The following is a 21,320-nucleotide window of genomic DNA, read 5'->3' as shown; positions in this document are numbered from 1 at the left end:
AGTATATCAAAAAATGAATGAAATAGAAAATGAAAACTCTTTTATGTAAATAGAGCATGCTTTACTCGAAAGATAACATTTGCTTGTAAAATAATCGAAAGATATTGTATTCGTAAAAATGAAATTGTATGATGAATAGAATATTCTGAATTTACATAACTATGTAAGTTAAAAAAAGCACCAAATAGTTTAGGAGGAAGAAATGATGAGTAACATTCGTATTGGTATTGTAGGTTACGGTAATTTAGGACGTGGGGTAGAAGCAGCGATCAGTCAGAATTCTGACATGGAATTGGTAGCTATATTCACCCGCCGAGACCCTAGCACTGTTTCAATAAAATCAGCTAATGTACCTGTATATTTAGTGGAAGATGCACCGAAATACAAAGAGCAAATTGATGTCATGATTTTATGTGGGGGTTCTGCGAAAGATTTACCAGAGCAAGTCCCTCACTTTGCCCAATGGTTTAATACAATTGACAGCTATGATACACATGCCAATATACCGGCCTTTTTTGATGCAGCGGATGCAGTCGCACAACAGAATAATACTGTGTCGATTATTTCAGTTGGATGGGATCCTGGTTTATTTTCATTAAACCGTTTACTAGGTGAAGCAGTGTTGCCGGTCGGTCATACATATACATTTTGGGGTGATGGGTTAAGTCAAGGTCACTCAGATGCTGTACGCCGCATTAATGGCGTGAAAAAAGCAGTCCAATATACTTTACCTATTAAAGACGCGGTGAATCGTGTCCGTAATGGTGAAAATCCGGAACTGACAACGAGAGAAAAGCATGCTCGTGAATGCTATGTTGTATTGGAAGATGGCGCAGATGCAAACGTCATTGAAACAGAAATTAAAGAAATGCCGAATTATTTTGCAGATTATGATACGACTGTAAATTTCATTACGGAAACTGAATTTGATGAAAATCATCAAGGTATGCCACATGGAGGTTTCGTAATCCGTTCTGGTCAATCAGGTGAGGGTGATAAACAAATTCTGGAGTTCTCATTAAATTTGGAATCGAATCCTATGTTTACATCGAGTGTTTTAGTTGCCTATGCACGTGCAGCCTACAAACTGCATGCTAAAGGAGATAAGGGAGCTAAAACGGTATTCGATATTCCGTTTGGCTTACTATCACCTAAATCTCCAGCAGACTTACGAAAAGAATTACTTTAATTGGAAGATAAAAACGACGTCTATTTATAGTTAGACGCCGTTTTTTTTATTAAATTAATAATATTGTTTGCGAATTTCGAGGAATTTGGGCTTTTCTATTTAGAAAGTCTTTTCTTCTAACGCTTTGCCACGTATGATAGAGAGGATTATTCAACTTCTTTTAACAAAAAGAATGAAGTAGGCATCTCTAAAAGTTGCCATCGTAAATTGATATTTAAAGAAAGGATGTTTACTGTGCAGGATAAGCGTTTTAAAATCGCACATAAAGAAGCATTAATCGGAGTTGTACTTGTCATTATAAACTTTGCGATTTGGTATGGTTTTGCTTATGGACTCGGTTCAGGCGATCCGCTTCAATATAAATATATTTTAGGGTTCCCGGCCTGGTTTTTCTATAGCTGTATTGTCGGAACAGTTTTTATGATTATTTGTGTTTGGCTTGCGATGAAGCTTTTCTTCAAAGATATTTCACTTGAAGAGGAGGACAAGCATCAATGATTCATTGGCAAGTAATTGTACCACTTTTCATATTTCTAATCGTTATATTCGGAATTGGAATTTGGGCAAATAAACAAGTTCGAACGTCGACCTCTTTTATGCAGGAATATTTTTTAGGCGGTCGTGAAATGGGTGGCTTCCTTCTAGCAATGACTATGATGGCTACATACGGAAGTGCATCAAGCTTTATCGGCGGGCCAGGTGTTGCTTATAATACGGGTCTAGGCTGGGTATTACTTGCAATGGCACAGCTTCCTGCCGGCTATTTTGTATTGATGGTTCTTGGTAAGAAATTTGCGATCGTATCGCGTCGTATTGAGGCAATTACATTAATCGACTTTTTAAAGAAACGCTATGACAGCCATACGATTGTTATTTTATCGGCCATTAGTATTATTATTTTCCTATTTGCTTCAATGACAGCACAATGGGTCGGTGGGGCACGGTTAATTGAATCATTAACTGGACTTTCCTATACGAACGCATTACTGATTTTTGCGGTCGCTGTATTGGCATATGTAATTATCGGAGGTTTCCGTGCCGTAGCATTAACCGATGCATTGCAGGGAACGATTATGATTATCGGGACAGTTATTTTATTAATCGCTACGGTAATTGCCGGTGGCGGTGTAGAAAATATTATGCAAGGGCTAGTTGCGGAAAATCCGAATTTAGTTTCACCATTTGGTGCAGCTGGTAATTTAACACCTTTATATGTTTCAACGTTCTGGATATTAATCGGGTTAGGTGTAATCGGTTTACCGCAAATCGCGGTGCGAGCAATGAGCTATAAAGATTCAAAAAGCTTACACCGTGCTATTTTAATCGGTACTATCGGAATTGGCACAATTATGTTCGGCATGCATTTAATTGGTGTATTTGCGCGTCCTGTAATGCCGGGTATTGAAGTTGGCGATAAGGTGATGCCTTTATTAACGCTTGAAGTCCTGCCGCCTGTTTTAGCAGGTATTGTACTCGCTGCTCCAATGGCGGCAATTATGTCGACGGTTAATGCATTGTTAATATTAGTAAGCTCTACCGTTGTAAAAGATATTTATTTAAATTATATCAATCCAAAAGCTAGTGAAACACAAATAAAAAATCGTAGCTTCTGGGTAACGACAATTATTGGAATTACAGTCGTTATTTTTGCCGTAAAACCGCCTGAACTATTAATTATGCTGAATTTATTTGCGTTTGGCGGATTGGAATCAGCATTCCTGTGGAGCGTGGTGTTTGGTCTCTATTGGAAAAAGGCGAATAAATATGGAGCAATTAGCTCGATGATTGTTGGTATAGTGCTGTATATTGTTATTTATAGCTTTGCAGAAAATATATACGGCATGCATTCGGTGACAATTCCTATTTTTGCATCTTTATTTACATTTGTAGTTGTAAGTTTAATTGCAAATAAAGTAAAGAAAATAGAGGATTATCATTTTTAAGAGCCCTTTCAAAAAAGCCGAAGCAATCATATGATAGATTGCTTCGGTTTATTTGACGTTATTAACTTATTATTATAAACTAGGTTACGTAAAGTAACTTAAAGAAAACAAGGTGATCATATATGGAAAATATAATGGCAATTTTAAAAGATAAAATTCAGCTTATCCGTCGAGACGATCTGCAAAATATTGCACTTGTTGGACCGGTAAAGCTACCAATAAAACAAGGTGATTTTGAAGCGACTTTCCAATGGTATTCGTGGACTACTGTCGGAAAAGATTTAACGAAAGAGCAGGTAGTACAGTCGATACCTTCGATGAATTTAGCTTTCGGGCAGCAATCATCGGTATTAGTATATGGCGATTTTACACATGATGAGAATGCTTTAATTCGCATGCACAGTATTTGTCATACAGGTGATATTTTCGGGTCACAACGCTGTGATTGCGGCTACCAATTGCATGAATCTATGAAAATGATAGTCGATCATGGCTGTGGAGCAATATTATATTTGGCAGATCATGAAGGGCGCGGCATTGGCTTGTTTTCAAAATCACTTGCTTATTTATTGCAAGAGGAAGCATTTGATACAGTAGAGGCAAATCATGCACTAGGCTTTGAAGATGACACTCGTTCTTATGACGATGCCATCCGTGTATTGCAAGTACTCCGTGCAAAAGCAGTGACACTGATTACGAATAACCCGAAAAAGCTGGACGCCTTGAAAAAAAGTGGGCTTCTAGTGGCAGGGCATATACCTTTATGGGGCGGTCTAACCGAAACGAATGAACAGTATTTACAAACGAAAGTACAAAAGTCTGGACACATGGGTTTAGTTGAAAAGCTAACTGTTTAAGGGGAATGAATGATATGAAAACAGATCAGGACTATATGCAACTGGCACTCCAATTAGCGGCAAGTGCAAAGGGGAATACGAATCCGAATCCGCTAGTCGGAGCTGTCATTGTGAAAGATGGTGTCATTGTAGGTACAGGGCTTCATCGGAAAGCAGGAGAGCCCCATGCTGAAGTTCATGCAGTGAAAATGGCAGGTGATCATGCAAAGGGAGCTACTATATATGTGACGTTAGAGCCTTGTTCCCACTATGGTAAAACACCACCTTGCGCGAATCTAGTAAAAGAAAGTGGAGTTACCCGTGTCGTTGTTGCTACTGAAGATCCGAATCCTGAAGTAGCAGGACGCGGAATTCAACTTTTACGTGACGCAGGGATCGAAGTAGAAGTAGGCATTTTGCAAGAGGAAGCACAAAAACTAAATAAACGCTTTATCCATAATATGCTGACAGAGCGGCCGTTTGTTGTAGCAAAGTTTGCAATGACGTTGGACGGCAAAATTGCTACATATAATGGACATTCCCAGTGGATTACAAATGAAGAGGCACGTGCTGATGTTCATGAACTGCGACATGAAGTGGATGGGATACTCGTAGGCGTCCAAACTGTAATCAATGATAACCCGAAACTGACAACACGGCTTGCCGATCGCCCAGGTCGTAACCCGATACGTGTCGTGTTGGACCGTACATTGAGAACACCTTTGAATGCTCATATAGTCAATACGACCGAAGTACGTACGATTATCGTGACGTCACACGATGCAAACGAAAATGCCATTAAAGAATATGAAAAGCTAGGTGTAGAAATAATCCGAGTAGCAGTAAATGCATCAGGTCTTAATCTGGATGAAACGCTGCAAGCATTATATAAACAGGGGATTACCCACTTATTAGTTGAAGGTGGGGGCACTGTAAATGCTTCGTTTTTACGGAATAATATCATCGACCAATATATTGTCTATATCGCCCCGAAAGTGTTAGGAGGCAAAAATTCGATAACACCATTTACAGGAGACGATGTTGAGACCATTGATTTTGCTTCACTCGTTGAGTTTGATGAAGTGACCCGAATTGGGGAAGATTTACGCATTATCGCTTATCCTAAAAAGGTGAAGTCCAATGAGTAGAAAAGTGGATGTTTGCATTGTAGGTGGTGGTCCAGGTGGTACGTTACTTGCAAACATTTTAGCTAAGCATAATCTTTCCGTACTCTTACTGGAACGCACAAATGGCTTTGCAAAAGCGTTTCGAGGAGAGCACTTAAATGAAGAAGGCGAGCAAGTTTTAAAGCAATATGGATTATTCGAACGGATTGAAGAGCTTGGGTTACTTCGAATGGAAACATTGGAATATTGGTTGGATGGGCAAAAATTCAATACAGTTTACCCTGATCCAGTGATTGGACATTTAGGCATTCATGTACCGCAAGCACACCTTTTACAGGCGATTGTCGAACAAGCTCAAAAATATACTAGTTTTGACTATCTATTAAATACGACGGTTAAAGAGCTTATACAGGATGAACATGGTCATTATATAGGTGTTATGGCGCTTCAGGACGATCAAATCATTCAAATAGACGCACAGCTTATTATTGGGGCAGATGGACGCCATTCCACGATACGCAAATTGGCAAATTTAGACGCGACGATTCATAATCATGGCTATGATTTACTATGGGCAAGAATACCGGCACCGGAAGACTGGACCCCGTCAATTAAGATGGCGCTCGTAGATGGCATGCAAATATCGCTTTTTACCCAAACAAACGGCTTTGTGCAGATCGGGTGGAATATAGAAAAGGGAAGCTATCCATCATTAAGGAAACAGCCATTTACCCCTTTTATTGAAAAGTTGATAAAAGCATTTCCACAGTTAACTGATATGGTCAATGAGCATATCCAGACTTGGCGTGACTTTGTACTGCTTGATGTGTTTAGTACAACATCAGAACAATGGGAAAAAAACGGTGTGATATTAATCGGGGATGCAGTCCATACAATGACACCAACTGGAGCGTTTGGTTTAAATAGTTCACTAATGGATGCTCATATATTAGCGCAATGGGTTCTTCAAAAGAATCCATTTGATTATAGCTGTGCCACTGAACGTCAGAAGCAAATTGCAGCAATTCAAGCATTACAAATCGAAAAAGAACAAAAGTTTCAAGATGCTTTTGTCATATTAAGTTAGGTGAGAAAAATGAAATTTGGTTTTGATATTGATGATACACTAATTGATTTACGTCGACATGCGTTTCATTTATATAGTAAGAAGTTAAACAAATCGATTGGTGAGGACCTGTTCGATAAGATTTTGACAGTTGAAATTCATGAAGCATTTGGAATGACGAGTGAAGAAGGCAGTAAAATGTGGAATGATTCGATGGAAGATATTTATTTTACAGATTGTCCAAGCTATGAAGGGGCGAAAGAGGTTTTACAAGCCTTAGCAGAAGAAGGGCATGAAATTTACTATATTACATCACGTCCGAAAGGCTATTGTGAACAAACGCGTGAGTGGGTAAAGGCACAGGGATTTCCTGTTGTAGATGAGCGCTTTTTTTGTGGTATGAAAGATCATGAGAAAATTGATATTATAAAAAAATTACAGCTTGATGTTTATGTTGATGATAAGCCGGCTGTTCTGAATACGCTAACAGGAACAAATACGAAAGTTATTGTTAAAAATCAGTCATATAATCAAGAAATGGAATGTACTCGTCTATTAAATTGGAGCGAATTTAACGGATTAATTCAAAACGCAACATCGTAACTGTATGGAAGAGAGTCTAGCATAATACTATCCTTGAACTGAAAAAGTGAAATAGTTTGAATTTTTTACTTTCAACTCGTAAAATCTATGGTATTGTATGAGTATATCGTTAAGGGTTGGGGGATAAATAAAACTATGATTACTGAACAACATTACGAAGCAAGCATAAATTATAATGGGATTATTTTGCTATCGGCCTATTTGCAGCGCCAGTATGTATACCGTACCATTCAAGTTCGATTAAATGGTGCGAGTGAAGAGCCTTTAAATAAAGTGAAAAATATGCTCGATCATACAGAGGCTATGTTAAACGTCTTTGAAGAAGCGAAAAGTTTATTGGATGGTCAACGAAATAAGTTGAAGTCTTTTGCAGATGAAGTGAGCTTAATGATGCAAAATTATATAAAAGAAAACCCGGATTTTAATGAACGTCTAGCGGTTGTTGGTTCTACACTTTATTCGGAGCAATTGATGAATAATGGGATTATTAAACTAGGCTATATTTTCAAGCAAAATATCGGAAAAGATTTCCCGGCTCGAGTTAAATTTTATGAAGAGCGAACAAAGGTTATCGATGTGATGGTTCAATTAGTGTCTGATGGAAAAGAGATTGAGCAAGGCATGCAGGACATTTTAAACAAATGGTACGAAGGCATTGCCAATCAGAAAAAAGGCATTATGGAAGATCTATCGAAAATCAATGAAATGCTGGATTATAAAATACCACGATAAAAAAACCTTGCCATTATAGAAATGGCAAGGCTTTTTTTTGAGATTATTGACGCTCGAAGAATACTTTATCGATATTGTATTTAGCTTGGAATTGGTTGATCGCGTATGTTTCGTAAATTTCACGTTCCATTGGATCTTCAATTTCATATACTTCAATTTTATGGATTTCATCACGATGGTTTTTCATTGGTGATACGTTGTCTTCGAAGTGCTTTTTAATGCGTTGACGAATTTTACGTGCTTTCCCAACGAATAAAAGTTCATTTTTCTCATTATAGAAGAAGAAAATTCCGCCTTTATCACGCGTAATTTTGTGGAAATCAATAAAGCCGAAGTAAGGTGTAATTTCCACGTCTCCTTGTTTTAAAACTTGCTCACGCTGACGAATTACTAAATCAGGTTTTGGCATTTCAATTTTAATCATTTGTTCACGTCCCTAAAGTATTATAAAGGCTTATTTTACATGAAATTCACATAAATAGCTATCTATATAGATAATACCCATTTTTTAATGTATAAATCATATAAATATTAATCATTGCATTACATATTATCCGACACTAAATTGTAACGATATTATAGTATCACTTCGAACAAAATATTTATAATACATGATCTTTTCTCTTTTTTGTTAATAAAAAACCAATTACTAATGCTCTAGTCAAGCAATAAATATGAAATTTATTCAATATTTCCATATATTTTGGAATTTTCACTTTCTTTTTTATGCAATATTGATTATTGTATATCTAATTGTGTATAAAGAGAGAGAAGGAATAATTATGCAAAAGTATAAAGGCGAACTGTTAATGCTTATTACCGCAGTGATGTGGGGAAGTGGATTCGTTGGAATGGCGAAAGGTTTGGAGCATTGGACCGTATTTCAATTAATGGCGGGACGTTTTTTGTTAGCTTCTATTTTATTAAGTATGATTTTCAATAAAAAAATTCGGTTAATAACGAAAGCCGTCTTGTGGAAGGGCGCAGTGTTGGGAGCTATTTTATTTACTGCTTTTGCGTTACAGACTATGGGATTGGAATATACGACTCCATCCAAAAATGCTTTTTTAACGGCGATTAATGTTATTATCGTGCCTATTATCGCCTATGTTATCTACAAAAGACGCATCGATCGTTTTGAATTTATTGCTGCCGGAATTGCAGTTGTCGGGATTGGATTTTTATCGCTGCAGGATTCATTGACTATTAATGTTGGAGATTTCTTATCGATACTTTGTGCGGTAGGGTTTGCATTTGATATTTTTTATACGAATGTTTTTGTAAAAACAGAGGATGCATTAGCTTTAACAATCGTTCAGTTTTATACTGCGGCCGTGTTAAGTGTAATTGCTGTATTAATATTAGGTGAAGTACCGACTAGCTATAGTTCTGAAGGTCTTGGAATCATTATTTATTTAGCCGTTTTTTGTACCGGGGTTGCGTATGTTTGCCAAAATATTGGGATGCAATATGCGAATCCTACAAAATCAGCGATCATTTTATCTACCGAATCATTGTTCGGTACGATGTTCTCTGTACTGATTTTACATGAAATTTTAACGGGGCGTATGCTTGTAGGATGTGTGCTTATTTTTATCGCCATTCTTTTTGCCGAAGTAAAACCTACATTTAGACGGAAAAAGTCCTTTATATAAATAAGTAGAGAGCTGTATTTAAAGTCATTGAAACTTTAATACAGCTCTTTGTTTATGTTTACGTAAATACGGAAAAAGATAAGAGAAGAAACAAGGGGAGGACTGATATTAATGTTAAATTATACTCGAAACGGATCAGGAGAAGTGGTCGTGTTAGTTCACGGCTTTTTAGGTGGCACAGCAATTTTTGATAAAATTATTGAACCTTTAACAAAGTGCTTTGATGTCATTGCAATTGATTTACCCGGACATGGAAAGAGTGAGGCTCCTGAAGGGGATTACACAGTATACCAGTATGCAGAAGATATTATCGATATCTTAACATTAGAAAAAGTTGAAAAGTCATATTGGATTGGCCATTCAATGGGCGGATATATTACGCTTGCAGCCATCGAAAAACAATATACGAATATTGAAAAGGCTGTTTTATTGTATTCATCTGATGCACCGGATACCCCGGAAGCGATTGAAAAACGAGCGAAACAACAGGAAGAAATATCATTACATGGAGTCGGACCGTTTGTAGATGGGATTATCCATAACTTCTTAGCTCCGGATGCAGATGCAGAAGATGTGCTATTTGCAAAGGAAGTGGCACACGAAGCAAATGCGCAAGGGCTCGTTGCTGCACTTGGGGCAATGAAATCACGTCCAAGTCAAAAGGATTTAATGGATACAACATCTACTCCAATATTAGTTATTGAAGGTGAACAGGACAAAGCTGTTACACCAATTGTGACATCAAACCCTCATGTTAAAAAAGTAAAAACTAATACAGGGCATCTCGGCATGCTGGAAGATTCGAAAACCGTAGCCCGCGAAATATTAAATTTCCTGAATGGAGAAAATTAAAAAGATAGAGTGACCTTATTGTGCTTGAACTTAGACAGAGTCATATATTTTTTATATAAGTAAAACTACTATTTGTTCATCGGTATAGCCCCAACTCCTAGGGGACATGCAAGTGGGAAAGCCTATAGACTTTCCCACTTGCACCCCTTGGCACAAAATGATTTTATACAGAAAGAAACCAACTGTTTTGAAATAAAGTTTAATCAAAACAGTTGGTTCTTTATTTATCTAGTTTGTTTTTATAAAAAAAGTGAGATTATTTCGGGTAACTAATAACAAGTAGAACCTATAATCATATGTATTGAAAAAGAGGCAGCTATTGCTATTGTGAAATGAAAATAAATTTATTTAATCTTAAAGATTAAACAAGCATAACCCCGTTCTAATTTAGGGCTAAAAATATAATTGTTTAATTTTGAATTTAAGCAACTTCTCTATACTAAAAAATATCACAATTAAGTCGTTTGAAAATCTATTTTTATTGAACAATCGCGGCCGATTGTTGCATAAGGGTGGCATCAGATTTATACATTTACAATATTAAGCAAAAAGGATGTTACCAAACGTCACTTTTGGAACTTCCAATCGAGCAGCTAGGACAATAGCGTCTTAGCTGTTTTTATATTTAACGAATAGAGACCAACTATTATCCAACGCTTGCTATTATTAAAAATTACTAATATAATGACTTACTGTAACAATTATAGTTACAGTAAATCGGATGATTGTTTTAAGAAAAAGGAGATTCATTATGAAAATTGGTATTATTGGCGCAACAGGCAAGTCAGGACAAAAGCTTACAACTGAAGCAATTGAAAGAGGGGTAGATGTAACAGCTATCGTACGTGATGTATCAAAATTAACGCATTCTATAAAGACGATTGAAAAAAGTATTTTAGAGTTAACAACTGAAGACATTCAACAATTTGATGTTGTGATTAATACATTTGCAGCACCATTAACGGATGCTGATCAATATTTAGTGATAGGAAAACATTTAATTTCAATCTTTAAAGATGTATCAACACGCTTAATTGTCATTGGTGGAGCTGGAAGACTATTTGTTGATGAAGCAGCTACAATGCAAGTATTTGATACACCTGATTTCCCAGACTTTTTAGTACCATCTTCAAAAAAACAGTATGCTAGTTATTTAGAGTTAAAAGCATCTTCAATTAATTGGACATATGTATCTCCATCAGCATTCTTTGATCCAGAAGGGGAACGTACAGGTAATTACCTTGTTGGAAATGACCATTTAATTTTCAATTCAACAGGTGAAAGCTATGTAAGTTATGCAGATTTAGCTGTAGCGATTATTGATGCAGCTGTAAATGGAACTTATATTGGCACAGCGATTACAGTAGTAGGCGAAAAATAACTATAGTATTTGAATTAGATGACTTTCTAACACGATTTACTCGCCTAATTTCTCTACGAATTCTATACTTTATGTAGTATCAGTATTAAACCTACTGCACGATAATTAGGAGGAAGTAAACAAGTGATTAATACAAGATTAGCAATAGGTATTCATATATTAGCTTTCGTTGAGTGTGTACCAGAGAAAGATAAGTTAAACTCTGAAATTATTGCTGAAAGTATTGGGACAAATCCAGTCGTTGTACGTCGTATGTTGAGTGCACTTAAAAAAGCTAGTTTATTACAATCGATTTCAATTAAAAAGGGACTCATATTAGCTAAGAAGCCCGAAAATATTACATTATATGAAATTTTAAAGGCTGTTGATCCGTCTAATGAGTTATTTGGGATCCATCAGAGTGTGAACCCGCAATGTATGTATGGACTATCTATTGTAAAAGTAATTGAGGATGAATTTAAAAATGTCCAATTAGAATTAGAAGAAAATTTAAAGACCAAAACATTGAACGACCTTATGAGCAAAGTAAATATCCCCTTATAAATTTATTTGTTTTCATTCAAAAAGTTCTCAAATAAAAGTTTGGGGCATAAGAAAAATCGGTAAACGTTGTTTTATGATATGCTCCCCATTAGGTAGACAGATTAAAAAATAAAATCTGTTTATCGAATGGAGGGCATTTTTTTGTCTAATAAAACATTTTCATTAGAGACGAAGATTTCGGCTCTTAAATACCTAGAGGAAGGTCGTTATTCTACAAGAGAAATTTGCAAGATGTTTAATTTGAATCCAAATCGCTTATATGAATGGCGAGCTAAATATCAATTCGGGGGCACAGTGCAAGGTACAGCGAATTCGTCCTTCCACGTTGCGTGGGCAAAACTAATAGAAGAGAAACGTTTCATGAAAACTTTGAGATTCAACAAGGCTCTATTCGCAAATTGGATAGCTTGCATGGGGATCATGCGAAATTAATTGCTTATGTAGACTCAGTGAATGAAAGACATGGTCGCTTAAATGTTTATACGCCGTTTACGTCGCTTGCTTTAATTGAAGCATACGCGGCTATGGGGGATTTAGAAAAGGCAAAAATTACATTTGATTTGTACGAGCCATTTATTAATAATCCAGCTGAGTTTGCGGATTTGGCAATTATGTTTAAAGGGGACCGTTCACTCAGTGAAATGTTAATGAATAAGGGGCTGAATTACGCACTTCAATACGGTTATGATACGAAGGAATATGAAGCGTATTTGCAGTCCGTTCAGTAATTTAATCAACTGCCCCCAGAAAAGTGTCTACCGTTAAGGAGAACAATAGTTATGAGGTAGAAACAAAATAAAGGGGCTGAGAAAAAGTAGAATATTCTTTGGAGAAGGAAAAGACCCTTATTAATAAACGTAGACTTTAAAATTGATTGGAATGGAGGGCGAGTGTAGCTGACGGCTAGCGCCTTTCGCTACAAGCAAAGCTTCCAGCGGGAAAAGCGTGACGCCTGAGACTACAGGCTCAGGCCACGCCCGCGGAAAGCGTCCCGGAATGGAAATCAATTTTTTATGCTAGCAAAAAAATGCCATTTCCCTCAAGGATATTAATGGCATTGTTGGGTTACGTCCCAGGCTCTTTTAATTTTGAAGCGGGATTTTTCATACCCTCATTCAAATGAAATGATTTTTTAAATATAATGTAACCCAATTAAAATTCTCATTTTTTTCTAAATTAGAAACAAGACCAATGATGATAGCAGGACGGGGATTTTCCATAGTTAGCTCTTCTTTCAGCAATTGGATGGATTCCAGTTCCAGATTATCATTTGTTTGTTGCTGTAATTGATCTAGTTCCTCAATAATATGCTCTATTGAATAGACCTTCATTCGACTGTACAGCTGAGATGAATCCTGTAAAAAAACGACTTCACTTTTCGTAGCCAATAGCGTCGTTTTCTCTACGAGTGAATCAGCAAGTTTTATAACATCGAACGGTTTACACGATTCGAAGAAATTTTGTAAATACGCCTGTACCATCCCATTAACAACGAGCACTAAATCATACTGTTTACCTTCAATTTGATCTCCAAATACTTCGAATAATAATTTTTCCAAGCTTTTCTTCGCTAAGTCAACATAAAATTGGATTCGTTCAATCAATGTTTCATTAATCGCAGAAACCTTTTCCTTCATTAAAATTTCCGCAAAACCAGTATATTGTGACATTACTTTAAAGGTATGAACAAAATAATTATGGAGTTTTTCTGATGGTGTAGACCCTTCACTGACTGCTTGGTCAACTTCTCTTATTATATTGTTCATAAAATGTTCAATTATTGCATAAATAAGTTCATCTTTAGATTTAAATGAAAGATAGAAGGCACCTTTAGAAATGCCACAGTGATCAGTGATTTGTTGAACTGATGTAGCTTCTATCCCTTTTTCTGCAAAAAGCTGTAGGGCAGAATCCATTATTAATTGTTTTCTTGTCATAATAATTTTGAGCCCCTTTCAATTGACACGTGACCGGCTAGTCATTATTATAGAATGGTGGTTACATATAGTCAAGAAAGGTAAGGTGGAACCGTGAAAGGCTTAGTAAATTTCGTATTGAAAAATAAGCTTGCCGTATGGTTACTAACAATCATAATCGTGTTCTCAGGTATTTATTCATCTACACGTATGAAAATGGAATCGATTCCAGACATATCGATCCCGTTCTTAATCGTTATGGGTGTTTATCCTGGTGCTACACCAGAGCAAGTAATGGATGATCTTTCAATTCCTTATGAAAAGGCTGTTGAAAGTTTAGAAGATGTAAAGGCTGTTTACTCTACATCGAGTTCAAATGTTTCACAAGTTCAAGTGGAATATGAATATGGCGTAGATATGGATGAAAAGAAACGTCAATTAGAAGCTGCTTTAGATGATATTGCACTTCCAGAAGGTGCTCAAGAGCCTTCTATTATGGCAATCAGTATGAATATGATGCCGGTTATTGCGTTATCAGTAAGTAGTTCAGATGAGGATATTGTCGAATTAACTTCTACGGTAGAACAAATTATCCTTCCAAAGTTAAACAAAATTGACGGTGTAGCATCAGCTACGGTTACTGGTCAGCATTTGGAAGAGGTAGCCTTCACATATGATGAAGCAAAAATGAATGAATTAGGCCTAACAGAAGATTCTGTTAAGCAAATGGTTCAAGCAAGCGACTTAGCTGTTTCTTTAGGTTTATATAAATTTGAAGAAGGCGAGCAGGCTGTTGCAGTTGATGGTAAGTTCAAAACAGTGGAAGACTTAAAAGAAATGTTAATCCCTGTTACACCATCTGAAGCAAATCCAGTACCGTTTGTGAAGCTAGGCGATATTGCTGAGATTGAAAAGGTTGGTAAAGTTCAATCAGTTTCTCGTACAAATGGTTCAGATGCTATTGCCATTCAAGTTATTAAAGGTCAGGATGCAAATACAGTAACAGTTGTAAATGCAGTAAAAGATTTAATTGAAGAAGAGCAAGAGTTAATTTCCGGTCTTCAAATCGATATTTCTTTAGACCAAGGTAAGCCGATTGAAGACTCTGTTTTCACAATGGTTGAAAAGGCAGTATTCGGGGGATTAATTGCGATTTTAATTATCCTATTATTCCTACGTGACTTTAAATCAACAATCATTTCGATTATTTCAATTCCAGTTTCAGTATTTATGGCATTAATGCTATTGCACTGGATGGATATTACATTAAATATTATGACGTTAGGTGCCATTACCGTTGCAATCGGTCGTGTAATTGATGACTCGATTGTAGTAGTAGAAAACATATACCGTCGTATGCACTTAAAAGAAGAAAAATTACAAGGCCGTGCATTAATTCGTGAAGCAACGATTGAAATGTTTAAGCCAATTATGTCTTCAACATTAGTAACAATTGCGGTATTCGCGCCATTAGTATTTGTAGGTGGTATGGTTGGAGAATTATTCGTACCATTCGCTCTTACAATGTCATTTGCATTAATCGCTTCATTAATCGTTGCGGTTACAATTGTACCGGCACTTTCTCACACATTATTCCGTAAGAAAATTTACGGTGAAAAATCAGAAAGTCAACATAAAGAGGTTGGTAAATTAGCATTAACTTACCGAGGTTTCTTAGAAAAATGTTTAAATCATAAATGGATTACTTCTATCATTGCGATTGTAATGTTAGTAGGTTCATTAGCATTAACGCCTTTAATCGGTTTCAGCTTCATGGGTTCTCAAGAAGAGAAGGTTATGTACTTAACATACACACCTAAAACAGGTGAGTTAATGGAAGATACTTTAGCCAACATTGAAGAAGTTGAACAGGAATTAATGAAGCGTGAAGATATCGATATTTTACAATTATCGGTAAATACGGAGCCTTCAACAGATGCAGCCTCGATGATGACTGGCGGCGGTGCTGGCGGTGGTTTAATCTACGCGATTTTCGATCCGGATATGGATGATTTCCCTGGAGCGAAAAAAGAAGTAGAGGACTATATCTTCAACGTTGGCCAATCAGGCGAATGGAAAACACAAAACTTCGCGATGGGTATGTCATCGAATGAAGTGAGCTATACATTATACAGTGAAGACTTAGATAAGTTAAACGAAGCTGTAGCTCAAGTGGAAGAAGTATTAGTGGATATCGACGGACTGGATGAAGTTGAATCAAATGCTTCTGAGCCTTATGTAGAAAATGTTATCAAAGTAGATCAACAAAACGTATTACAATACGGTTTAACTACTGCACAAATTTTAATGGCATTACAAACAAATACAGCAAAAGAAGTGTTAACAACTGTTGAAAGTGATGGCAGTGACATTAATGTTGTTGTACAGCGTGAAGCTAGATCTGCAGCTGCTGACATTGACGAATTATTGGAAACACCAATTCAAACTGCAACAGGTCAATCGATGACTATCGGAGACATTGTAGAGCTTGAAGAAGGTACGACTTTAAATTCTTTATCTCGTCAAAAAGGTGAATACTTTGCGACAGTATCTGCAACAATTACAGACAAAGATATTTCTAAAGCAACATCTGCAGCGGATGAAAAAATTGCTGATTTAGAGTTACCTAAAGGTGTTACGACTGGTGTAGGTGGTGTTGCAGCTGATATGACTGAAACATTCACTCAATTAGGTGTAGCGATGATTGCAGCGATTGCAATTGTATACTTCATTTTAGTTGTAACATTTGGTGAAGGTTTGGCACCATTTGCGATTTTATTCTCATTACCATTTACTGTAATAGGTTCTTGGATTGGATTATTCGCGACAGGTCAAACGATTTCTGTATCAGTTATGATGGGACTACTGATGTTAATCGGTATCGTTGTCACGAACGCAATCGTACTTGTAGACCGTATTATCCGTATGGAACATGAAGGTATGAATATGCGTGAAGCAATATTGGAAGCCGGGGCAACACGTTTACGACCAATTTTAATGACCGCGATTGCAACAATTGGTGCAATGTTACCAATGGCATTCGGTGGCGCTGGCGGCGGTCTGATTTCTCAGGACTTGGCTGTAACAGTAATTGGTGGTTTATTATCATCAACATTATTAACATTAATTATCGTTCCGATTGTATATGAAGTATTATCAAAAATGCTGAAGAAAAATCGTAAAGATGTAAAAGACAATTAATATGAGCGGCCTGTAGGAATAATATTCTTACAGGCCGTTTTTTATTGTACAGTAAAGGGTATAGAAGTTAAGTTTTATAGACCTAAGTGGGAGGAATTTCATGAGAAAAATATTGCTTTTTAGTTTAATATTATTTGTAGCAGCCATTATTCATCCAATGACTACAAATGCTGCTACAGAAAAGGTTGACCTTGGAAAATATCCGGTACAAGTAATCGCAAAAAAGAATATAGAACTGAAGGATAAAAATGGGACTGTTATAAAAAAAGTAGCAAAAGGGGAGAAACTTTTATTAACCGGGATACATGATAAGCAAGGTATCGTAAAAAATTCGTCTAAAACCGCTTTTCTTACTTTAACCGATGTCCACTATGATCAATTAGTCGACGGTTCGAAAGTTTTAACATTCGATGAAGTAGCCTCAAAGTTAAAGCTGATATCACTAATGTATCCTTCACTTACGAATTTACAGGAAATTGGACAATCTGTTGAGGGGCGTTCTCTTTATTCCATAAAGCTTGGAACTGGTAAAAAGGAAGTTTTATTCGATGCAGCTTTCCATGGCCGGGAACATATGACGACCAACGTGCTGATGGAAATGATTGGTACATATTTAAAGGCTTACTTGAATGGTACGAAGATAGAAAAATATGATGTAAAAACGATATTAAGTGAGGTAAGTATTGTGTTTGTACCAATGGTTAACCCAGATGGTGTAACTCTTTCACAAGGTGGAAAAGTGAAAACACCTATGGCCAAGTTAAGAGCAATGAATGGGAGCTCCAATTTTAATCGTTGGAAAGCAAATATAAATGGTGTCGATTTAAATCGGCAATTCAATGTGAAATGGCAATTAATAAAAATGACAAAGCCTTCGTATAAAGAATATAAAGGTAAAGCGCCGAATACAGAGCCTGAAGCACTTGCAATGAAAAGACTGATTGATCGCGGCAATCATTTAGCCTATGTATCCTATCATTCTTCCGGTCAAATTATATATTGGAGTCGAGCGAAGAGCCATTTTGAACGCACGAAAAAGCTAGTAAAGGGAGTTTCCTCAATTACAGGCTATAAGATTATGCCCGTAACAACAAAAAACGAACCAATCGCAGCTTCTGAGGACTACTTCACAAAAGTTAAAGACCGACCTGCGATGACGGTTGAAATTGCACCATATGCCGGTGAAGCCTCGGTGCCACTAAAACGCTGGAACAATGTTTGGAAGCAAAATAAAACTGTCGCACTATACGTAGCGAATGAAGCGAGAAAATGGTAGGCAGTAGGAAAAAATTTAAATTACCGTTGCATTTATTCAGAATTATCAGTAGACTAGTAGTAATTAAATGAATTTGCAGGGGGACACGTAAGTGTTGAGAAGGTAAAACCTGACCCTTAGAACCTGTTCCGTTAACACGGGCGTAGGGAGCAAAATGTACAAGCTAATAATCGTACGTGGCGCTCTCCATCTTTTTGGAGAGCTTTTCTTTTGCAAATTTTTTAATTGCGGGGGGACACAATTGTGTTGAGAAGGTTAAAACCTGACCCTTAGAACCTGACAGTTAATACTGGCGTAGGGAGCAATAAGTGCGTACATATGCACTTTTTTAGGCATCTCTACTTTTTGTAGAGGTGCCTTTTTTGCTTACGCCTCCAAGGAGGAAATAGGATGGATTTTTGTAAAGAAGTAAGAAAGCAAACGGAATATTATTGGGAGGCCAGTTTGAAGCATCCATTTGTACAAGGTATTGCTGATGGAACATTGGAGCTGGAAAAGTTTAAATTTTATATGCTGCAGGACGCCTATTATTTAAAGCATTATATGAAACTACTTGCAATGCTGGCGGCAAAAGCTAATGAAGATGAAGATGTAGCTTATTTCCTGGAAACCGCGAACTTTATACGGGAAGCAGAGTTAGAACTACACCGTTCGACTTTCAAAGAGTTGCACGTTACACCTGAAGAAATCAGAAATTTCCAACCAGCACCTGCAGCGTACAATTATGTTAGTCATATGTATCAAGCATTTTATACAGGGTCGATTGCCGACGCATACGCTGCGATACTACCTTGTCCGTGGTTATATCAGGAAATCGGGGTCGCATTACGAAAAGCAACACCGGGTGTTAAGTTGTATCAGCAGTGGATTGATCTATATGCCTCCACTGAGATGGAGGAAACAATTGAAAAACAAAAGGAAATGATGAATCGATTTGCACAGATGCCAGGAAATAATGAACGTGAATTGACAGCCCATTTCAAGCGCAGTTGCTATTATGAGTGGCAGTTTTGGGAAATGTCCTGGACTTGTCAGGATTGGCAACAGGAAGTGTATATGAATGAGCATGCTACGATTTTATAAGGTCATATTTATATGAAGTTAATGGCATTAACAGATGATAGTCAGCCAATTTCAGTATTAGCACAAAAAATTATTCAAATTCAGCAAATCGTGGATTATATACAAATACGTGAAAAATCAAAAACACCAAAAGAAGTGGTGACTTTACTGGAATATTTGAACGAGAGATCTGTCCCGAAAGACAAAATTATCGTAAATAGTCATTTGGATATTGCGGTGAGCAACAGTATTCCAACAGTACATTTGCCAGAAAAAGGCTTTTCTATAAAGCAGGTGAAAGAGCAATTTCCTCATCTTAAAATAGGGAAATCTGTTCATGATTATGCAGGTGCAAAGGAGGCGGAGCACCATGGAGCCGATTATGTACTGTATGGACATTGCTTTGAAACAAACAGCAAAAAAGGAAAGGTTCCAAACGGTCTTTCTCCTATTAATGAAATGAAAAAGAACTTAAAAATTCCCGTCTTCGCCATTGGTGGAATTCATGTGGATCGAGTCCAGGCACTCCTAGATGTTAAGGCAGATGGAATTGCGGTTATGTCCGGGATTTTTTCGGCAACGCATCCGTTTGCAGCAGCGAACCAATACAGGGAGGCCATTAAAGATGCAAACAAGCTATGACGTAGTCGTAATTGGCGGAGGAATTATTGGAAGTGCAATTGCTTATTATTTAGCAAAGAATCAAGTCGAGGTGGCCGTGCTTGAGGAAAGTCGAATTGGACTAAAAGCGACAAGTGCAGCGGCGGGTATGCTTGGAGCACATTCGGAATATGAAGGCTATGGAAAGGACTTCTTCAATTTTGCGAGATACAGTCAAGCGCTCTATACGGAGTTAAAGGATGAACTATACGGGCTAAGTGGCATTGACATTGGCTGCAAAAAGGGAGGGATTTTAAAGCTGGCCTTTTCTGAACATGACAAGAAAGCATTAAGGGCAATACTCACACTGCCTACTGTGAAATGGCTTGAAGCAAATGAAGTAAGAAATCTAGAACCCGATGTTTCCCCGAAAATAATAGGGGCTGCCTATATTGAAGAGGATATTAGTGTAATGCCGTATCGTGTATGCCAGGCTTTTCTTAAAGGGGCACAAGTTTACGGTGCATCCATTTTTGAACATACAAATGTGTTAAAGATTCAAAAGCAGCTGGATACTTTTCAAATAGATACAACAGTAGGAATGTTCAAAGCAAAACGGGTTGTTATTGCTGCGGGTGTTTGGAGTAATCCCTTTTTTCAGCAGCTAGGTGTAGAGCAGCAAATAACACCGGTCAAAGGGGAATGTATTGCTGTGGAAGGGAGAAGTACTTTTTTAAAACACACTATTTTTCATGATAAATACTATATCGTTCCTAGAAATAATGGGGAGCTAGTTATTGGCGCTACTATGGAGGAAAATGATTGGTCAGAACACGTAAGTCTGGATGGCATGGAAACATTAATTCAAAAAGCGAAGGAACTCTTTCCTGGAATTGGTCAGATGAAGATGAATGCTGCCTGGTCAGGATTGCGTCCACAAACATTCGATCAAAAACCATTTATAGGCTTTCATCCACATGATGAAGCGATATTATTTGCAACAGGACATTACAGAAACGGGATTTTATTAGCACCAGCAACAGGTGAGATGATTGCGAGCTTTATATTAAATAGGACTGTGAAAAAAGAATGGGTCGAGTCTTTTCAAATTAATCGACCTAACAGGAGATGAGTAAGCGATGTCTATTACAGTGAATGGGAGAAAGCAAATAGAGCACTTTGAAAATGTTCAGCAATTACTGAAACATTATGGCTTAGAAAATCGCATTGTTGTCGTAGAGGTTAATCATGAAATTGTCATGAAAGAAAACTATGAAACGACGAGCTTATCACAAGGTGATGTAGTAGAGATTGTTCATTTTGTTGGAGGAGGATGAA

The 21,320-nt window shown here is 37.1% G+C and carries 22 protein-coding genes and 2 riboswitches; of the genes, 20 read left to right on the top strand and 2 right to left on the bottom strand.

Translation table 11 applies throughout. The features are described 5' to 3' along the window. Positions 1-205 precede the first annotated feature (205 nt). From H9635_RS05095 to H9635_RS05060, 8 genes are all read left to right on the top strand, one after another. Positions 206-1,189, top strand: a complete 984-nt coding sequence (locus tag H9635_RS05095; protein ID WP_191699067.1) for a diaminopimelate dehydrogenase — start codon at positions 206-208, stop codon at positions 1,187-1,189. 234 nt (positions 1,190-1,423) lie between these two features. Continuing rightward, complete coding sequence (locus tag H9635_RS05090) at positions 1,424-1,687, top strand: YhdT family protein (protein WP_318245178.1); 264 nt, start codon at positions 1,424-1,426, stop codon at positions 1,685-1,687. Continuing rightward, entirely contained in the window at positions 1,687-3,132 is a 1,446-nt protein-coding gene (panF, locus tag H9635_RS05085) for a sodium/pantothenate symporter (RefSeq protein WP_191699425.1), read from the top strand. Before H9635_RS05090 ends, panF begins: the two co-directional genes overlap by 1 nt. A 122-nt stretch (positions 3,133-3,254) precedes the next feature. Continuing rightward, complete coding sequence (locus H9635_RS05080) at positions 3,255-3,989, top strand: GTP cyclohydrolase II (protein WP_191699066.1); 735 nt, start codon at positions 3,255-3,257, stop codon at positions 3,987-3,989. A gap of 14 nt (positions 3,990-4,003) precedes the next feature. Continuing rightward, on the top strand, positions 4,004-5,116 hold the full coding sequence (ribD, locus tag H9635_RS05075; protein ID WP_191699065.1) for a bifunctional diaminohydroxyphosphoribosylaminopyrimidine deaminase/5-amino-6-(5-phosphoribosylamino)uracil reductase RibD: 1,113 nt from the start codon (positions 4,004-4,006) through the stop codon (positions 5,114-5,116). Continuing rightward, the gene (locus tag H9635_RS05070) at positions 5,109-6,182 is read left to right on the top strand and encodes an FAD-dependent monooxygenase (RefSeq protein WP_191699064.1); all 1,074 of its coding nucleotides are present in this window, start codon (positions 5,109-5,111) and stop codon (positions 6,180-6,182) included. Before ribD ends, H9635_RS05070 begins: the two co-directional genes overlap by 8 nt. Before the next feature lie 9 nt (positions 6,183-6,191). Continuing rightward, complete coding sequence (locus H9635_RS05065) at positions 6,192-6,764, top strand: 5' nucleotidase, NT5C type (protein WP_191699063.1); 573 nt, start codon at positions 6,192-6,194, stop codon at positions 6,762-6,764. Positions 6,765-6,899: 135 nt separating this feature from the next. Further along, the gene (locus H9635_RS05060) at positions 6,900-7,496 is read left to right on the top strand and encodes a transcriptional regulator (protein WP_191699062.1); all 597 of its coding nucleotides are present in this window, start codon (positions 6,900-6,902) and stop codon (positions 7,494-7,496) included. Between the two features lie 43 nt (positions 7,497-7,539). Here H9635_RS05060 and H9635_RS05055 read toward each other — a convergent pair whose 3' ends face one another. Next, a complete protein-coding gene (locus tag H9635_RS05055; RefSeq protein WP_191699061.1) occupies positions 7,540-7,920 on the bottom strand; it encodes a nucleotide excision repair endonuclease in 381 nt (126 codons plus the stop codon). Positions 7,921-8,278: 358 nt separating this feature from the next. On the opposite strand from H9635_RS05055, the gene H9635_RS05050 reads away from it, so the two are divergent. The 6 genes from H9635_RS05050 to H9635_RS05025 all read left to right on the top strand — a co-directional run bounded on the left by H9635_RS05050 (position 8,279) and on the right by H9635_RS05025 (position 12,655). Then, complete coding sequence (locus tag H9635_RS05050) at positions 8,279-9,151, top strand: DMT family transporter (protein WP_191699060.1); 873 nt, start codon at positions 8,279-8,281, stop codon at positions 9,149-9,151. A gap of 111 nt (positions 9,152-9,262) precedes the next feature. After that, the gene (locus H9635_RS05045; RefSeq protein WP_191699059.1) at positions 9,263-10,003 is read left to right on the top strand and encodes an alpha/beta fold hydrolase; all 741 of its coding nucleotides are present in this window, start codon (positions 9,263-9,265) and stop codon (positions 10,001-10,003) included. A 751-nt stretch (positions 10,004-10,754) separates the two neighbouring features. After that, a complete protein-coding gene (locus H9635_RS05040; RefSeq protein ID WP_191699058.1) occupies positions 10,755-11,384 on the top strand; it encodes an NAD(P)-dependent oxidoreductase in 630 nt (209 codons plus the stop codon). Positions 11,385-11,507: 123 nt separating this feature from the next. Then, positions 11,508-11,927 carry an Rrf2 family transcriptional regulator gene (locus H9635_RS05035; protein WP_191699057.1) on the top strand — a complete coding sequence of 140 codons (420 nt, stop codon included), beginning with the start codon at positions 11,508-11,510 and terminating at the stop codon, positions 11,925-11,927. Between the two features lie 126 nt (positions 11,928-12,053). Then, positions 12,054-12,359, top strand: coding sequence for a transposase (locus tag H9635_RS19520; protein WP_225231128.1), 306 nt, complete (start codon positions 12,054-12,056; stop codon positions 12,357-12,359). Beyond that, positions 12,257-12,655, top strand: a complete 399-nt coding sequence (locus H9635_RS05025) for a hypothetical protein (RefSeq protein ID WP_191699443.1) — start codon at positions 12,257-12,259, stop codon at positions 12,653-12,655. The genes H9635_RS19520 and H9635_RS05025 overlap by 103 nt, the downstream gene beginning before the upstream one ends. A gap of 387 nt (positions 12,656-13,042) precedes the next feature. Here the strand turns inward: H9635_RS05025 and H9635_RS05020 are convergent, their stop codons facing one another. After that, positions 13,043-13,864 carry a TetR/AcrR family transcriptional regulator gene (locus H9635_RS05020; RefSeq protein ID WP_191699055.1) on the bottom strand — a complete coding sequence of 274 codons (822 nt, stop codon included), beginning with the start codon at positions 13,862-13,864 and terminating at the stop codon, positions 13,043-13,045. A 93-nt stretch (positions 13,865-13,957) separates the two neighbouring features. On the opposite strand from H9635_RS05020, the gene H9635_RS05015 reads away from it, so the two are divergent. The 6 genes from H9635_RS05015 (at position 13,958) to thiS (ending at position 21,319) form a co-directional block, all read left to right on the top strand. Further along, positions 13,958-17,044: an efflux RND transporter permease subunit gene (locus H9635_RS05015; protein ID WP_191699054.1), complete on the top strand. Its 3,087-nt coding sequence runs from the start codon at positions 13,958-13,960 to the stop codon at positions 17,042-17,044. Positions 17,045-17,144: 100 nt separating this feature from the next. Further along, the gene (locus tag H9635_RS05010) at positions 17,145-18,320 is read left to right on the top strand and encodes a M14 family zinc carboxypeptidase (protein ID WP_191699053.1); all 1,176 of its coding nucleotides are present in this window, start codon (positions 17,145-17,147) and stop codon (positions 18,318-18,320) included. A 67-nt stretch (positions 18,321-18,387) separates the two neighbouring features. Next, positions 18,388-18,486, top strand: a riboswitch (TPP riboswitch). A 53-nt stretch (positions 18,487-18,539) separates the two neighbouring features. Next, positions 18,540-18,638, top strand: a riboswitch (TPP riboswitch). Positions 18,639-18,710: 72 nt separating this feature from the next. Next, positions 18,711-19,403 carry a thiaminase II gene (gene tenA / locus H9635_RS05005; protein WP_191699052.1) on the top strand — a complete coding sequence of 231 codons (693 nt, stop codon included), beginning with the start codon at positions 18,711-18,713 and terminating at the stop codon, positions 19,401-19,403. A gap of 12 nt (positions 19,404-19,415) precedes the next feature. After that, positions 19,416-20,024 (top strand): thiamine phosphate synthase, encoded by a 609-nt coding sequence (locus tag H9635_RS05000; RefSeq protein ID WP_191699051.1) that lies wholly within the window; start codon positions 19,416-19,418, stop codon positions 20,022-20,024. Beyond that, on the top strand, positions 20,008-21,114 hold the full coding sequence (thiO, locus tag H9635_RS04995) for a glycine oxidase ThiO (protein WP_191699050.1): 1,107 nt from the start codon (positions 20,008-20,010) through the stop codon (positions 21,112-21,114). The genes H9635_RS05000 and thiO overlap by 17 nt, the downstream gene beginning before the upstream one ends. Before the next feature lie 7 nt (positions 21,115-21,121). Continuing rightward, a complete protein-coding gene (thiS, locus tag H9635_RS04990) occupies positions 21,122-21,319 on the top strand; it encodes a sulfur carrier protein ThiS (RefSeq protein ID WP_191699049.1) in 198 nt (65 codons plus the stop codon). Position 21,320: the final 1 nt, after the last annotated feature.

The organism is Solibacillus faecavium (assembly GCF_014836905.1).
In the GTDB taxonomy this organism is placed as follows: Bacteria; Bacillota; Bacilli; order Bacillales_A; family Planococcaceae; genus Solibacillus; species Solibacillus faecavium.
Note: the sequence above shows the minus strand (reverse complement) of the source record. Positions and strands in the feature narration are given on the sequence as shown.

Bases quoted from the DNA above. Each gene is read 5' to 3' on its own strand.
- H9635_RS05095 (WP_191699067.1), top strand. From the start codon at position 206: ATGAGTAACATTCGTATTGGTATTGTAGGTTACGGTAATTTAGGACGT.
- H9635_RS05080 (WP_191699066.1), top strand. From the start codon at position 3,255: ATGGAAAATATAATGGCAATTTTAAAAGATAAAATTCAGCTTATCCGT.
- ribD (WP_191699065.1), top strand. From the start codon at position 4,004: ATGAAAACAGATCAGGACTATATGCAACTGGCACTCCAATTAGCGGCA.
- H9635_RS05070 (WP_191699064.1), top strand. From the start codon at position 5,109: ATGAGTAGAAAAGTGGATGTTTGCATTGTAGGTGGTGGTCCAGGTGGT.
- H9635_RS05065 (WP_191699063.1), top strand. From the start codon at position 6,192: ATGAAATTTGGTTTTGATATTGATGATACACTAATTGATTTACGTCGA.
- H9635_RS05060 (WP_191699062.1), top strand. From the start codon at position 6,900: ATGATTACTGAACAACATTACGAAGCAAGCATAAATTATAATGGGATT.
- H9635_RS05055 (WP_191699061.1), bottom strand. From the start codon at position 7,920: ATGATTAAAATTGAAATGCCAAAACCTGATTTAGTAATTCGTCAGCGT.
- H9635_RS05050 (WP_191699060.1), top strand. From the start codon at position 8,279: ATGCAAAAGTATAAAGGCGAACTGTTAATGCTTATTACCGCAGTGATG.
- H9635_RS05045 (WP_191699059.1), top strand. From the start codon at position 9,263: ATGTTAAATTATACTCGAAACGGATCAGGAGAAGTGGTCGTGTTAGTT.
- H9635_RS05040 (WP_191699058.1), top strand. From the start codon at position 10,755: ATGAAAATTGGTATTATTGGCGCAACAGGCAAGTCAGGACAAAAGCTT.
- H9635_RS19520 (WP_225231128.1), top strand. From the start codon at position 12,054: ATGGAGGGCATTTTTTTGTCTAATAAAACATTTTCATTAGAGACGAAG.
- H9635_RS05020 (WP_191699055.1), bottom strand. From the start codon at position 13,864: ATGACAAGAAAACAATTAATAATGGATTCTGCCCTACAGCTTTTTGCA.
- H9635_RS05010 (WP_191699053.1), top strand. From the start codon at position 17,145: ATGAGAAAAATATTGCTTTTTAGTTTAATATTATTTGTAGCAGCCATT.
- tenA (WP_191699052.1), top strand. From the start codon at position 18,711: ATGGATTTTTGTAAAGAAGTAAGAAAGCAAACGGAATATTATTGGGAG.
- H9635_RS05000 (WP_191699051.1), top strand. From the start codon at position 19,416: ATGAAGTTAATGGCATTAACAGATGATAGTCAGCCAATTTCAGTATTA.
- thiO (WP_191699050.1), top strand. From the start codon at position 20,008: ATGCAAACAAGCTATGACGTAGTCGTAATTGGCGGAGGAATTATTGGA.
- thiS (WP_191699049.1), top strand. From the start codon at position 21,122: ATGTCTATTACAGTGAATGGGAGAAAGCAAATAGAGCACTTTGAAAAT.